This is a genomic window from Flavobacterium sp. TC780 (assembly GCF_056783245.1).
Window position 1 is genome coordinate 13,476 of sequence record NZ_JBXBAV010000084.1, and the last position, 14,935, is coordinate 28,410.

Below are 14,935 nucleotides of genomic sequence, written 5' to 3' on the forward strand. Positions count from 1 at the left end.
ATTTATGATTTTGTCCTGCTACTTGTTTTTTATAAGTTTGTTTTTTGTTACGGTTATTAAATCAAAAACAGATTTTACGTTTGTAATGTTGTAAATTGTATTTTTCTCTTCAAAAAGGTTGATTCCTCTTTGGGGTATATATAATGTTTCCGCGTTCTTAGTTATTTCTTCTTGGCTTTCAATAATGATATATCCGCTATTATTTGCTTTTTCTCTGTAATTTAAAATTAAGTTTTCTAATTTGAAACTTTCATTTATCATTTCAGAATTCAAATCGCAGAAAATTATTCTTTGATTTGTTAAAAAGAATTTTGTAGACTTAGTTTTAAATAATCGGGTTAAAATTCTTCCAATTGTTAAAAATAGATAAAAAGAAATAAGAATTGGAATAATAATATAGTAATATAATTCATTATAGTTATTAGTCTCAGAATCTTCAGAGGGTTTTAATAGAATTATTAGAATTGCAAAAAATATCGTGAAAGTGGGTATTGTGAATATATCTTCAAGTCTAAAAGGTATTTCTTTAGTATGTTTAATTTCTTGAACTAATACTTCTCCTTCTCTCAGTTTCATTTATGTGTTTTTGTAACTATTAATTGTTGTAACAATTTGTGGGCGCAAATTATCGAAAAATATCGATATAAACCGTTTTTTAGGGGCTTGTGTGTGAATTATTTTGGTTTTTCTACATAAAAAAGCCTCGTTTTGAGGGATATTTTTTTAAAATTAATTTAAAATTGATTTTTTTCATGTAAGTTTCAATAAAAATTTTATTTTTGCCGTTCACTAAATTAATTTTAAATGGCTACTTACAATAAAAGAGGATATAAAGCACCAAAAGAAAAAGAAGTTAAAGATGAAGTTGTTAATGAAGAACAACAAGTAATTCTTGATGGAAAAAACAGTACAACTGCTGAAGTTTTTTCTAAATTAGATGAAACTGCTTCTAGAACTGAGGACTGGGTTGCTAGAAACCAAAAAATTATTATTGGATTAGTTGCTGCTATTGCTGTAGGAACTATAGGTTATTTGGCTTACCAAAAATTTATTGCTTCTCCTAAACAAGAAGAGGCTGCTAATGAAATGTTTGTTGCTCAACAAAATTTTGAAAAAGCAACTAATGGTGTAGCTAGTGATTCTTTGTATAAATTAGCATTGAATGGTTCTGAAGGTAAATTTGGATTTGTAAAAATTGCAGATGAATATTCTGGAACTGATGCGGGTAATTTAGCAAACTATTATGCTGGTATTGCTTATTTAAATACTGGTAAATATGATGAGGCAATCTCTTATTTAGGTAAATTTAAATCTAAAGATTTAATTTTAGGAGCTTTGGCAACAGGAGCAATAGGTGATGCATATTCTCAAAAAAATCAACAAAAAGAAGCTTTAGATTATTATGTAAAAGCAGCTGAATCAAATAAAAATGATTTTACTACACCACGTTTCTTACTTAAGGCTGGTAAAACTGCTTTGACTTTAGGTCAAAAATCTGATGCTCTTAAATATTTTACAGATATTAAAGAAAATTATGATGCGACTCCAGAAGCTGCTTCTGTAGATGTTTTGATTGGATTAGCGCAATAAATAATTTATAGAGTTAGAAAATTAGATTTAAGATTTGTATTTTAGCAATCTGAAATCTATCCCGATCTGATCGGGACTAAAATCTTAAATAGTAAAATGGCTACCGAAAATAAAAATTTATCTGATTACGATAAAAACACTGTCCCAAATGCGAAAGATTTTCGATTTGGGATTGTTGTTTCTGAGTGGAATGACACTATAACAGAAGGACTTTATAATGGTGCTTTTGAAGCATTCATTGAGAATCATGTTCCTGCACAACAAATTATTCGATGGAATGTTCCTGGAAGTTTTGAGTTGATATATGGAGCGAAAAAAATGTTGCAAACTCAAAATGTTGATGCTGTAATTGTTATTGGATGTGTAATTCAAGGACAAACAAAGCATTTTGATTTTGTGTGTGAAGGTGTAACGCAAGGAATTAAAGATTTGAATGTTCAAACTGATATTCCAGTTATTTTTTGTGTATTGACAGATAATAACATACAGCAATCTATTGATAGAAGTGGTGGTATTCATGGTAATAAAGGTACCGAGGCTGCTATTGCTGCTATAAAAATGGCATACATCCGTCAGCAAGCTTCTTTAAATCAGTTTCAAGACCAACAGTTGTTATCAGCTGGGGCACTTCAAATAGAAGACAAGCCATTGGAACTAGAAAAATAAAAAAAACACATTTGTAAGAATATTGAAACCTATACTGTGTAAAAATAGTATAGGTTTTTTGTTTTTTTTATGATTTATTAAGTCATAAAAGACAGCAGAAATTCATTAAATTTGTAAACTTTGGTTTTAAACCAAAAACCTAAACCATAAACCCAAATTTTTTTTAATGTCGAGTATTATACAATTACTACCTGATCATGTTGCCAATCAAATTGCTGCTGGAGAAGTGGTTCAAAGACCTGCTTCGGTGGTGAAAGAACTTTTAGAAAACGCAGTCGATGCTAAAGCAACAGATATTAAATTAATCATCAAAGATGCAGGAAAGTCATTGGTACAAGTCATTGATAATGGTTCTGGGATGAGTGTTACCGATGCACGTTTGTGTTTTGAACGCCATGCAACTTCTAAAATACGCCAGGCCGAAGATTTGTTTTCATTGCATACCAAAGGATTCCGTGGAGAAGCGTTAGCATCTATTGCTGCGATTGCTCATATGGAAATGAAAACGAAGCAAGATCAGGAAGAGCTAGGAACGCATATTGTTATTGAAGGCAGTAAGTTTGTGTCGCAGGAAGTAGCCGTCTTGCCTGTAGGAACTTCGTTTGCGGTTAAAAACTTGTTTTTTAATATTCCTGCCCGAAGAAACTTTTTGAAGTCAGATACGGTTGAATTTCGACATGTTATGGATGAGTTCCAGCGTGTAGCTTTGGCACATGCTAATATTCATTTCACTTTTTATCATAACGGCAGTGAAATGTTTAATTTACCTCCTTCAAGTTTCAGACAACGTGTTGTTGGTATTTTTGCAGGTAAAACAAATGAAAAATTAGTTCCTGTAAATGAAGAAACTGAAATTGTAGCCATAAAAGGATTTGTGAGTAAGCCTGAATTTGCGAAAAAGAGTAGGGGTGAACAGTTCTTCTTTGTAAACGATCGTTTTATTAAAAGTAGTTATCTGCATCATGCAGTTATGGCTGCTTATGATGGAATTTTAAAAGATGGTGCACAGCCGAGTTATTTCTTGTATTTGTCTGTGCCGCCTAATACTATTGATATTAATATTCATCCGACAAAAACTGAAATTAAGTTTGATGATGAACAAGCTTTATATGCTATTTTAAGAGCGTCAATTAAACACAGTTTAGGGCAATTTAATGTAGCCCCTGTTTTGGATTTTGATCGCGATGCTAATCTAGATACGCCTTATCATTATAAAGATTTAGAGGGAGAAACACCAACAATTCAGGTTGATGGTACTTTTAACCCTTTTACGGATGATAAAACAAATAAACATTATTCTAATGCTGGATCTGGCTTTAGTAGCGGATCTAGTAGTTCAGGTGGTTCAGGGTCTAATTCATATTCTAGCTATAAAAAACCAGAACCAACTGCTAGTTGGGAAAGTTTATATGTTGGTTTAAAACAAGATACCGAGGAAATAGGAATGATGTCTTTTGAAAATGAAGAGGTAACTTCGTCTTTGTTTAATGATAATGAGATTGAGCAAACGGTTCATAAGACTTATCAAATTCATAAAAAATATATTGTTTCTCCTATAAAATCAGGAATGGTGATTGTAGACCAACAACGGGCTCATCAGCGTATTTTATACGAACAGTTTTTGCATAATATGACGGTTAATCAGGCTTCTAGTCAACAATTATTATTTCCTTTAAATTTGTTTTACTCATCTACAGATTTAGAAATCATCAAGGAATTACAATTATCACTTGTAAATACTGGTTTTGTTTTTGAATCTTCTTCTGAAGATCATATTGTTATTTCAGGAATACCTGTTAATAGTACCGAAAGTGAAGTGTCGCTGGTTATAGAGCAATTGTTAAGTGATTTGCAAGACGGAATTCCAGAAAGCAGTTTTTCTCAAAATGATACCATTGCAAAATCGATGGCAAAAAGTATGGCTGTAAAAACAGGTTCCTACTTAACAGAAAAAGAACAAGATAATTTAGTAAATGGGCTCTTTGCTTGTAAAGATCCAAATATTTCTCCATTTCAAAAACCAACTTTCATCACCATGCGTGTGGAAGATATAGATAAAAAATTTGCCTTATGATGAATATGACTCCTGTTGTAAAACAATTATTGATAATTAATATTATCTTTTTTCTAGGCTCACAATTAGTGCCAGTTTCTTATGAGTATTTCTCGCTTTATTTTCCAGAGAATTACCATTTTAAACTTTGGCAGCCTATTACGCATATGTTTATGCATGGAGGATTTATGCATATTGCATTTAATATGTTTGCATTGGTTTCTTTTGGTTCGGCATTGGAACATTTTTGGGGAGGTAAAAAGTTTATATTCTTTTATATTTCATGTGGATTAGGTGCAGCTTTACTGCAATTAGGTTTTAATTATTATGAAATACAGAGTGCTCTAGAGGGAGCGTCTAGTTTAGGTTTATCAGATACTTCATTGCACCAGATACTAAATGTTAATTTTTCGGATGGTATGAGTTATCGTGGGGATTTGTTTATGGATGGTGTTAAGCCAATTTTAGAAGAAGCAGGAAAAATTAATTTATTAAATGAGGTTAATTTTAAAAGTTTATTTGATGCATCTATCATTAATCAGACTCCTATGGTTGGGGCTTCTGGAGCAATTTATGGACTTTTGGTAGCTTTTGCTTTCATGTTTCCTAATGCAGAGTTGGCTCTTATGTTTATTCCAGTGCCAATAAAAGCTAAGTATTTTGTACCAGGAATTATTGCAGTCGATTTATTTTTAGGTTTCCAAGGGAATTCATTATTTGGTAGTGGTGGTACTGGAATTGCTCATTTTGCACACGTTGGTGGAGCACTTGTAGGATATTTAATGATGTGGTATTGGAAAAAGACTCAGTTTAATAATAACCGTTGGAATTAATTTTTTAGAGTCTGTTTGAATTTTAAAATAGTCTATAAGCTTTATTATCTAAATTTTAAATACCAAAACACATATGAATATTTTAGACGATTTAAAGTTGCAATATAAATTAGGTGGAATTGCTCAGCGAGTAATCTATTGGAATATTGCTTGTTTTTTAGTTTCATTGGTGTTTTTTTACCAGTTTTCTATAGGACAATTTGCTTTTCCGAGCTGGTTGGCATTATCATCAGAACCTTCGGATTTTTTATTCAAACCTTGGACGTTTCTTACTTATGCATTTTTCCATGATGGTTTTTTGCATTTGTTGTTTAATATGTTGGTTTTAAATTTTGCTAGTTCTTTGTTTTTGACTTTTTTTACCGAAAAACAATATTTGGGATTGTACATTTTAAGTGCAATATTTGCAGGAGTAGTATTTGCGCTTAGTTTTTATTTTTTAAGTCTTAGTTCTTCTGTAGTTGGTGCTTCGGCTGCTATTATGGCGATTTTAGTTGCTACAACAACTTATCAGCCATTAATGACTGTGCGTTTGTTGCTTATTGGTAATGTAAAATTATGGCATATTACTGTCGTTATTTTAGTGTTAGATCTAATGCAGTTTCGATTAGGTAATATGGGAGGTCATATATCTCATCTTGCTGGTGCTGTTTTTGGATTTGTTTTTATTAGATTATTGCAAAACGGTTTTGATCTAAGTAAGATTGTGACTCGTGTTTTAGATTTCTTTACTAATTTATTTAAGAAATCACCATCGACTCCTTTTAAAGAAGGTGCATAAAAATTACAATAAGGTACCTACTCAAAAGAACTACCTCTAAAATTGTTACTAAGGACAAAACTCAACAGCAAATAGATGAGATTTTAGATAAAATTAGTCAGTCAGGTTATGATTGTTTAACAAAGGAAGAAAAAGAATTTTTATTTAAAGCTGGTAAATAAAAATTATTAATTAAAGGGTGATGAAAAATCTTTCATGGTTTAATAAAATAATGTTCTTTTTGAATATAGTACTTACTGTATTGACATTCAGCGCTTATATTTTACCATTTTTGGCACCTAAGATGTTTCCTCTTTTATCGGTGTTGACTTTATTTATGCCGTTGTTTTTTGTATTTAATGGGTTGTTCTTTTTTTATTGGGCAATTCAGTTTAAGAAACGAATGATTCTATCGGCGGCTAGTTCTCTTAATGGGTATTACGTTTATAAATAAATTCTATAAATTTTCGACGAAAGAGTATGTCAAGAATGAAAAGGATTTTACGGTAATGAGTTATAATGTACGACTGTTTAATGTTTTTAAATGGATAGATAGAGAAGATGTTCCTCTTGATATAAAAGCTTTTATAGATGAAAAAAATCCTGATATTTTATGTATTCAGGAATTTTCAAACTCAGCACATATTGATTTAAAAGCGTATCCACATAGGTATATCTTTATGGAAGGGAATAAGATTAAAACTGGTCAGGCAATCTTCTCTAAGTTTCCTATATTATATCAAGGTAATATTGTTTTTCCTAATTCGAATAACAATGTAATCTATGCCGATATTAAGCGTGGTAAGGACATTATAAGAGTTTATAATATGCACTTGCAGTCTATTAAGATCTCGCCAGATGTAGATGAAATTTCTGAAAATATTGATGTGATGAATCAGGAAAAATCACAACGTATTCTTTCCAGAATAAGTAAGGCATTGAAGCAACAGCAAGAGCAAGCAGAAATTTTTAAGAGAGAATAAAAAAGAATGTACTTACCCTCTTATCATATGTGGGGACATGAATAATAGTCCTTTTTCATACGTATATCGTAATATTAAAGGAAAACTAAAAGATAGCTTTGAAGAAGCAGGTGAAGGATTTGGAGCTACATATAAGTTCCGTTATTATCCTGCGAGAATCGATTATATTTTTGCCGATAATAAAATGAAAGTAAAGAAATTTGAAAGCTTTTCAGATTTTGAAAACTCAGATCATTTTCCAGTTTTAGCAACACTTTCTATGGAATAATACAGAAAACTATATTTTCTGATTCTTTAAATATTCCATTGCATACTTCCCTTCGTTAAAAATTAGGTCTAATACACTCAGGTTATTTATAAAACCGTGTTTGTCATCAAAGACCTGAGTATAGGTTTCAAATGTATTATTGTCCTTTTTTCCGTTTGCTAAGGCTCTAAAATCTAAAATAGCACTATCTGTGTCGTGAAAGTATTCTGAGGTCTTATTGTACTCTAATTTCATGCGTAAGCATTTAGAAACAATATCCAAAGTCTCAAAATTTAAATCCATTAAAAATTGATGTTTTTTTTCGAAAATAGGACGGATGTCATCTTCAAAAAATTCAAAAAACGGCGAACTTCTATAAGCGGCTTCCAATGATTTAAAATGCTGTTTTTGCCAATCAAATTCATTTTCTATTTGAATTTCTTTGGTTTTTTGATGTGCATTTTTAGAATGTTTTACTGGTATGTTTAGTAGCTGTATCCCGTTTTGGACTATAGATATAAGTACGGTTTCTATTGGTTTGTTTTTGGAAATTATCTTCTATTTCAAATGTAATGCTTTCAGATTGTGCCATAACAGCACAATGACTAATTGAAGGGAAATAGGTTGGAAGTAATAGTGAATTCATGTGATTTTTTGTTTGATTGGCTAATCATTTAATTGTTTAGAAATGCAGGTAAACAATTAACCAGTTCAACGAATAAACGGATTATGCTTTTTTCTCTTTTTCTTTTTCTCCAGAAGTACTCACCAACAAAGTAGGCTGCCAAAAGAGATAAGAAATGTTTAAAGTATGATTGTGGTTGTCCTTCGCCATCTACAGTAGTAAAAACTCTATCCCAACGAACTTTATTAAGTCCTTTACCATGAGTATCCCAGCTCATCCATATAAAAACTGGTTTTCCTATAACATGATCAAAGGGAACAAAACCCCAATATAGCGTAGTATCGATAGAGTTGTCTCTATTGTCACCCATCATCCAATAGTAATTTTGTCTTTAAATGTATAAGTTGTTGCAGGTTTGCCATTAATTAAAATTTGATTTCCTTTAACTACTAAATTATTGCCTTCGTATTCTGTTATCAGACGTTTGTAAAGAGGTAAAACATTTAAATTAATTTCGATTGCTTTCCCTTTTTTGAGGAACGTAAATCGGACCAAAGAAATCATTGTTCCAATTGTAGTTTTTATTATGTGGGAATATTTTAGAATCTCTTTCTCCTTTATTCTCTTTTGCAGATAATTTCTTAAGACTTTCTATGTATGGATTGTTCTTTGCTATAGCAACGGCTGCGGGAGTTGCTTGTACATAATAAGTATCGGTTTTAGAATCATAACCTAGATCATCAGTAATGTCATATTGTCTTAAAAGGTTACTAACCTCTTCGTATGATGAAAACTTAACTTTAAATTTGACATTGTAAGAGAATTGTAGCTTGACTCTTTCAGTTGATTTCATTTCTTTTCCATCAATAAAAACAAGTCCATTGCTTATTTCTAAAGAATCTCCAGGAACTCCAACACATCTTTTTACCAAGTTGGTTTTTTTGTCAATTGGTTTGTAATAATTTCTATCAGGTGAAAAATTATTCATGTCCAAAAGCGTATCGGCTGGTTGGTTAAAAACGACAATATCATTGCGTTTTATTTCTTGAAAACCAGGGAGTCTTAAGTAGGGTAATTGAAATTTATTTAAAAAAGAAGTTTCTTTTTGAGTTATATCATCGCTGAATAAATATGATTTCTTTTTGAAGAAAGGAATCGTATCGTGTACCATTGGTAGTGCTACTGTCGTCATTGGTACTCTTGCGCCATAGTTTATTTTACTTACAAATAGGAAATCTCCAACAAGTAATGATTTTTCTATATAAAGAACTTGGTATTGTAAATGGTTGAATGATATATGTATGTACCAAAGTTGCAACAATTATAGCAAAAAGGAGTGAGCTAAATGTGTCAGCAGTTTTATTTTCGGCTTTTAAATTTCTATTGGCATTATAATCTAATTTTTGTGTATAGTTCACATAATAGATATAAAACCCGAAAGTAACAAGGCCTAGAATAGTATCTAAGGTTGTTTTTTTTCCAAAAGTGCGCAGTGTTTCAATCCAGATTATAGGAAACATAATCAGGTTGATAATCGGAATAAAAAGTAACAACGTCCACCAAGTAGGTTGCCCTATGATTTTCATTAATACAATAGAGTTGTATACAGGAATTGCTGCCTCCCAGCTTTTTCTTCCAGCTGCCTCATATAATTTCCATGTTCCTAAAAAATGAATTACTTGGATAATTAAGAAGTATACAAACCATGTATAAAGTGTCATGTTGATTTTTTTTAAGTCAAAATTATTTTTTTAAGACCCGGATGTTATAGGCTTTTCTTCTCTTTTCTTTTTTTCCAGAAATATTCTCCAATGAAAAAAGCTGCTAGGGCAAATAAGAAATATTTAAAGTACGATTGTGGTTGGCCATCACCATTTACAGTAGTGAAAACTCTGTCCCAACCAAATTCTTCTGTTTATTCCTTTGCCATTAGTATCCCAGCTCATCCAGATGAATACTGGTTTTCCGACGATATGATTTTCTGGTACGTAACCCCAGTAACGACTGTCTTCTGAGTTATGACGGTTGTCTCCCATCATCCAGTAATAATCTTGTTTAAAAGTATATGTTGTTGCAACTTTTCCGTTAATACGTATTTCAGAACCGTTTACTTGCAAATCGTTTCCTTCGTACTCTTTTATAATTGCTTTGTAAAAAGGCAAAGATTTGGTTGTTAATGCAACGGTTTTTCCTTTTTGCGGAATGTATATTGGGCCAAAATTATCTGCATTCCAATTGTCTAATTGCGGAAAAATACTTGGATCTGCGCCTTTTGCAATTTCTCTTTTTACATAAGTAATTCCAGGAACATTTCTTAATCTTGCTGCACTAGCTTCAGTTAAAGCTCTAAAATAAAGAGTGTCTTTTTTTACATCATCTTTAAAACCTGCACCATCAGTAATATCTAATTCTCTTAATAAAGATTCAAAATCGATAGGTGTTTTTCCGTCTAAAGCTACAGCATAAGAGTATTGTGGTTTTGCTCTTTCTGGTAAAACTAATACTTTTCCGTTAATGTAAACGATTCCGTCTTTTATTGCTAAGCTATCACCAGGAATACCAACACATCTTTTTACATAATTTGATTTTTTATCAATTGGCTTGTCTGCTCTTCTTCCTGAAGTGTCAAAAAATTTATAAACAGTATCCATTGGCCAGTTAAAAACGACTATATCTGTTCGTTTTATTTGCTCAAAAGCAGGAAGTCTAAAATAAGGTAATTGTGGCCATTTTAGATATGATTTCTGTTTTGTCATTGGTATAGAGTCATGAACCATTGGCAAAGCAACGGTAGTCATAGGAACTCTAGGGCCGTAGTTTAACTTGCTTACAAATAAGAAATCACCAATAAGTAATGATTTTTCTAATGATGAAGTTGGAATTGTATATGGTTGTACAATATAGGTATGAACTAAAGTAGCTACAATTATAGCAAAAAGAAGTGAGCTAACTGTGTCGGCAGTTTTGCTTTCAGGAACAAGGCTTCTATTTGGATTATGGACTAATTTTTGAGTGTAATTTACATAATAGATGTAAAAACCGAAAGTTACAAGGCCTAGGATAGTATCTAATGTAGATTTTTTCCCAAAAGATCTTAAGGTTTCAATCCATATTACAGGAAACATAATCAAGTTAATGATCGGAATAAAAAGTAATATTGTCCACCATGTTGGTCGACCAATAATTTTCATTAGTATAATAGCATTATATACAGGAATTGCTGCCTCCCAACTTTTTCTTCCTGCAGCTTCATATAATTTCCAAGTTCCTATAAAGTGAATAACTTGCACTGCTAAGAAGAATACAAACCATAAATATAGTGTCATACTAATTTGTTTTAAAGTTTAAAATATAGGTTTTCGCTAAACGAATTTTTATATTTCTAATATTATTTTATTTAAAATTCCAAAACATCTTTCATTGTAAAGATACCTTGTTTTCCAGCTAGCCATTCTGCAGCCATTACAGCTCCTAGGGCAAAACCTTCTCGGTTGTGTGCTGTGTGTTTGATTTCTATGCTATCAATACCTGAATTGTAAGTTACAGTATGTGTACCAGGAACAGTACCAATTCTTTTGGCTTCGATATGAATTTCTGTAGATTTTGGTTCGTCTAGAGTCCAGTTGGAGTAGGAGCTATTTTCAATCACACCTTTAGCTAATGAAATAGCGGTTCCGCTTGGTGCATCTAGTTTTTGAGTATGATGGATTTCTTCCATTTCTACTTTGTAGCTATCAAATTTAGACATGATTCTAGCTAAATGTTCGTTAAGCTCAAAGAAGATATTTACGCCTAAACTAAAATTTGAACTAGAGATGAATCCTCCCTTTTTTTCATCGCAAAGAGCAACCATTTCATCATAATGTTCTAACCAGCCTGTTGTTCCAGAAACTACAGGGACATTGTTGTTAAAACAATTTGAAATGTTTGCAACCGCAGCTGTCGGAACACTAAAATCAATGGCAACATTAGCAGTTTCAAGTCCTTCGTAAGTATTAAATTCATCTTTTTTTAAGACAATTTCATGGCCTCTTTCTAAAGCAATTCTTTCGATTACCTGCCCCATTTTTCCGTATCCTAAAAGCGCAATTTTCATTTGTGTATTTGTTTTATATTTTAAAAGTGCAGTTTAATACTACAGTCTAAAAGTGGTAATTAAATGTTAGTCCGACGTTTGGTCTTAATGTTACATCGTCAGGATAAATTTCTGGGCGTAATGATAGTCTTTCGTTGACGTTAAATTGTATCAATGCTGCATCAACATTTGCATCTATTATATTTAAAACATAAAAGCCCAAGGTTACTAGGGCAGATAGATCACGATTACGTTGATAAAATTTTTGACCTGCAATAAGTCTACTATCGTCTAGATACTGAAAGTCGTCGTTGTTGTGGCCTTCTAATCTTCGTTTATAGGCATCTCTATATTGATGGTACTTTTTGTTGTTGTCAATATAGAAATATAAACTTGTTCCGATAGCTCCATAAACAAGGGGGATTTTCCAGTATTTTTTATTGTATGCCTGCCCTAAGCCTGGTAAAATAGCGGAGTAAAAAGCCGCTTTTGCAGGAGTAAGTGGGTCTATATCATTTGATTTCAAAGTATCCTTTGCTATCAAGGCGGCATCTTCTTTTTTTGACTGAGCAAAAATAGTTGTGCTTCCTAATAGGAAAAATAATAGACCTATGGGAATTATCTTATTCACTAGCCGTTAATTAATTTGATGATTCTGGCAAAGTCTTCTTCTGAGTGGAACGGAATTGTGATTTTTCCTTTTCCATTTCCTGCTACTTTGATATCGACTTTTGCACCAAAATAATTTGTAAATGTACTTTTTTGATCTTCTTCAATATCAAATGATGAAGCTTTTGGTTTCCCTTCAGGTTTTGGTTTTAAACTTTCGTGGTAATTTTTTACTAAAGCTTCTGTCTCACGTACAGATAAATTACGGCTAACGATTTTTTGATAGATGTCGGTTTGAACATCTAAATCCTCAATGTTTATAATCGCACGGCCATGTCCCATACTGATAAAACCATCGCGAATACCAGTTTGGATAATCGGATCTAGTTTTAAAAGGCGTAAGTAGTTTGCAATTGTAGAACGTTTTTTTCCAACACGGTCACTCATTTGTTCTTGAGTTAATTGTATCTCATCAATCAAACGTTGGTAAGAAAGTGCAATCTCTATCGGATCTAAGTCATGACGTTGAATATTTTCAACCAATGCCATAACCAATGATTCGTTATCATTTGCAATTCGGATGTATGCAGGTACAGTATTTAAACCAACTAATGTTGAAGCTCGCAAACGACGTTCTCCAGAAATTAATTGATATTTATTAAAGTCTAATTTTCGAACAGTTATAGGTTGAATCACACCAAGTTCTTTGATAGAAGTGGCTAGCTCACGTAACGATTCTTCATTAAAATTGCTTCGGGGTTGAAACGGATTTATTTCGATAGCACTAATTTCAAGCTCTATAATATTTCCAACAACCTTATCAGCATTTTTATCATCTACGGATTTGATATCGTTTTCCGGATCTTTTAATAATGCAGACAATCCTCTTCCTAAGGCTTGTTTTTTAATCGCTTTTGTCATAAAAACTATTTACTGTTTTTCTTTATAATTTCTTGAGCCAAGTTTATGTAATTAACAGCTCCTTTACTTGTAGCATCATAGTTTATAATGCTTTCGCCAAAACTAGGAGCCTCACTTAATTTTACATTTCGTTGGATAACGGTATCAAAAACCATATCATTAAAGTGTTTTTGAACCTCTTCAACAACTTGATTTGATAATCGTAATCTAGAATCGTACATGGTAAGTAACAATCCTTCAATATCCAAGTCAGGGTTGTGAATTTTTTGGATGCTTTTAATCGTGTTTAGTAATTTTCCTAAACCTTCAAGTGCAAAATATTCACATTGAATTGGAATAACTACAGAGTCAGCCGCTGTTAAAGCATTTAGAGTTAAAAGCCCTAAAGAAGGTGCACAATCAATAATGATATAATCGTACTCATCTTTAACACTTTCTAATGCTTTTTTTAGCATATATTCTCTGTTTTCTTTATCGACCAATTCGATTTCGATAGCAACAAGGTCAATGTGAGCCGGAATCACATCCACGTTTGGAGCCGTACATTGAATAATAGCTTCTTTTGGCGTATGACTATGTTCCAGTATTTGATAGGTTCCGATCTCAACAACTTCTACGTCAATACCAAGCCCTGATGTAGCATTTGCTTGAGGGTCAGCATCTATTAGTAATACTTTTTTTTCTAAAACACCTAATGAGGCTGCAAGATTTACAGATGTTGTAGTCTTTCCAACGCCTCCTTTTTGATTAGCAATCGCAATGATTTTGCCCATTTATTTTCTGAATTTTGAACCGTAAAAATACGATTATTTATGGTTTTTGAAAATCTATTTTGTTAACATTTGTTAAACCTTGATTAATCGTCGTTTGACAGTGTATAATTTCTGAATTATGCATTATTCTCAAAAGATGATTTCAATTTACTTGTTTTTGGGTTTTGTTTTTTTATTTGTATGCGGTTTAAAATAATATCTTTTTAAAGAAGGCTGACTATCAATCGATTGTTGTTTAATGTTTTGAAAGTTAGTCTTTAATGATGTATGCGATATTGTGTTTTATACATTGATTTAGGTTGGTTAATTATTCTTTTCAGGATTCGGGTTTTTAATAATATCATATTTTCGTAACTTGAAAATATATAAACTTTTTTAGTAGCTATACTTGGATTCTTTTTTCTTTAATAATCGGAAGGGAGAGTTTCTGCTGGTTTCTCTGTGGTTTTATTATGTGATGTGAAGTTCTTTTGATTTTATCAAATCTTTAATTATTAAACGTATTGATTAAGGAGCGGAATAAATGTTGTATTGATAAACGCAGGGAGGTATTGTGGGTAGTTATTTTAATACTCTTAAATATGTTTAGATAGTTTTTATCTGCATAAAATAAATTTATTGGGCAAAAAAAAAAGTCTTTTCAAATAAATGAAAAGACTTTTGTCGGGGTGGCAGGACGACCTGCCTATTCCTTAATTCGTTGATTTTACTGGTGTTTCCAAGCACTCTTCCAAAAAGGGTAACCGAATAGGTCTCATTTAGGTGCTGCCTCCCTAACAACAGGAGCATGTATTAACCTT

At 32.0% G+C, this 14,935-nt stretch carries 11 protein-coding genes and 4 pseudogenes; 7 read left to right on the forward strand and 8 right to left on the reverse strand.

The window, feature by feature from the left end:
* Positions 1-18: 18 nt before the first annotated feature.
* A complete protein-coding gene (locus AC1RYN_RS08205; protein ID WP_481806575.1) occupies positions 19-576 on the reverse strand; it encodes a hypothetical protein in 558 nt (185 codons plus the stop codon).
* 228 nt (positions 577-804) lie between these two features.
* Between AC1RYN_RS08205 and AC1RYN_RS08210 the strand changes: the two genes are divergently transcribed.
* The 7 genes and pseudogenes from AC1RYN_RS08210 (at position 805) to AC1RYN_RS08240 (ending at position 7,153) form a co-directional block, all read left to right on the forward strand.
* Positions 805-1,590 carry a tetratricopeptide repeat protein gene (locus tag AC1RYN_RS08210; protein ID WP_481806576.1) on the forward strand — a complete coding sequence of 262 codons (786 nt, stop codon included), beginning with the start codon at positions 805-807 and terminating at the stop codon, positions 1,588-1,590.
* Positions 1,591-1,686: 96 nt separating this feature from the next.
* A complete protein-coding gene (gene ribH / locus AC1RYN_RS08215; RefSeq protein WP_481806577.1) occupies positions 1,687-2,256 on the forward strand; it encodes a 6,7-dimethyl-8-ribityllumazine synthase in 570 nt (189 codons plus the stop codon).
* Between the two features lie 166 nt (positions 2,257-2,422).
* Entirely contained in the window at positions 2,423-4,330 is a 1,908-nt protein-coding gene (gene mutL / locus AC1RYN_RS08220; protein WP_481806578.1) for a DNA mismatch repair endonuclease MutL, read from the forward strand.
* Complete coding sequence (locus AC1RYN_RS08225) at positions 4,327-5,142, forward strand: rhomboid family intramembrane serine protease (protein WP_481806579.1); 816 nt, start codon at positions 4,327-4,329, stop codon at positions 5,140-5,142. Before mutL ends, AC1RYN_RS08225 begins: the two co-directional genes overlap by 4 nt.
* A 73-nt stretch (positions 5,143-5,215) precedes the next feature.
* Entirely contained in the window at positions 5,216-5,923 is a 708-nt protein-coding gene (locus AC1RYN_RS08230) for a rhomboid family intramembrane serine protease (RefSeq protein ID WP_481806580.1), read from the forward strand.
* Positions 5,924-6,015: 92 nt separating this feature from the next.
* Positions 6,016-6,084 (forward strand): hypothetical protein, encoded by a 69-nt coding sequence (locus AC1RYN_RS08235; RefSeq protein ID WP_481806584.1) that lies wholly within the window; start codon positions 6,016-6,018, stop codon positions 6,082-6,084.
* Between the two features lie 20 nt (positions 6,085-6,104).
* Positions 6,105-7,153 (forward strand): annotated as a pseudogene (locus tag AC1RYN_RS08240) (endonuclease/exonuclease/phosphatase family protein).
* Between the two features lie 9 nt (positions 7,154-7,162).
* Here the strand turns inward: AC1RYN_RS08240 and AC1RYN_RS08245 are convergent.
* The 7 genes and pseudogenes from AC1RYN_RS08245 to AC1RYN_RS08275 all read right to left on the reverse strand — a co-directional run bounded on the left by AC1RYN_RS08245 (position 7,163) and on the right by AC1RYN_RS08275 (position 14,135).
* Positions 7,163-7,778: pseudogene (locus tag AC1RYN_RS08245) on the reverse strand (WbqC family protein).
* A gap of 28 nt (positions 7,779-7,806) precedes the next feature.
* Positions 7,807-9,478 (reverse strand): annotated as a pseudogene (gene lepB / locus AC1RYN_RS08250) (signal peptidase I).
* Between the two features lie 44 nt (positions 9,479-9,522).
* A pseudogene (lepB, locus tag AC1RYN_RS08255) lies at positions 9,523-11,083 on the reverse strand (signal peptidase I).
* A gap of 71 nt (positions 11,084-11,154) precedes the next feature.
* A complete protein-coding gene (dapB, locus tag AC1RYN_RS08260) occupies positions 11,155-11,853 on the reverse strand; it encodes a 4-hydroxy-tetrahydrodipicolinate reductase (protein WP_481806581.1) in 699 nt (232 codons plus the stop codon).
* Positions 11,854-11,899: 46 nt separating this feature from the next.
* Positions 11,900-12,463, reverse strand: coding sequence for a DUF5683 domain-containing protein (locus tag AC1RYN_RS08265; protein WP_481806582.1), 564 nt, complete (start codon positions 12,461-12,463; stop codon positions 11,900-11,902).
* On the reverse strand, positions 12,463-13,362 hold the full coding sequence (locus AC1RYN_RS08270; protein WP_264285521.1) for a ParB/RepB/Spo0J family partition protein: 900 nt from the start codon (positions 13,360-13,362) through the stop codon (positions 12,463-12,465). Before AC1RYN_RS08270 ends, AC1RYN_RS08265 begins: the two co-directional genes overlap by 1 nt.
* 5 nt (positions 13,363-13,367) lie before the next feature.
* On the reverse strand, positions 13,368-14,135 hold the full coding sequence (locus AC1RYN_RS08275) for a ParA family protein (protein WP_035627818.1): 768 nt from the start codon (positions 14,133-14,135) through the stop codon (positions 13,368-13,370).
* Positions 14,136-14,935: the final 800 nt, after the last annotated feature.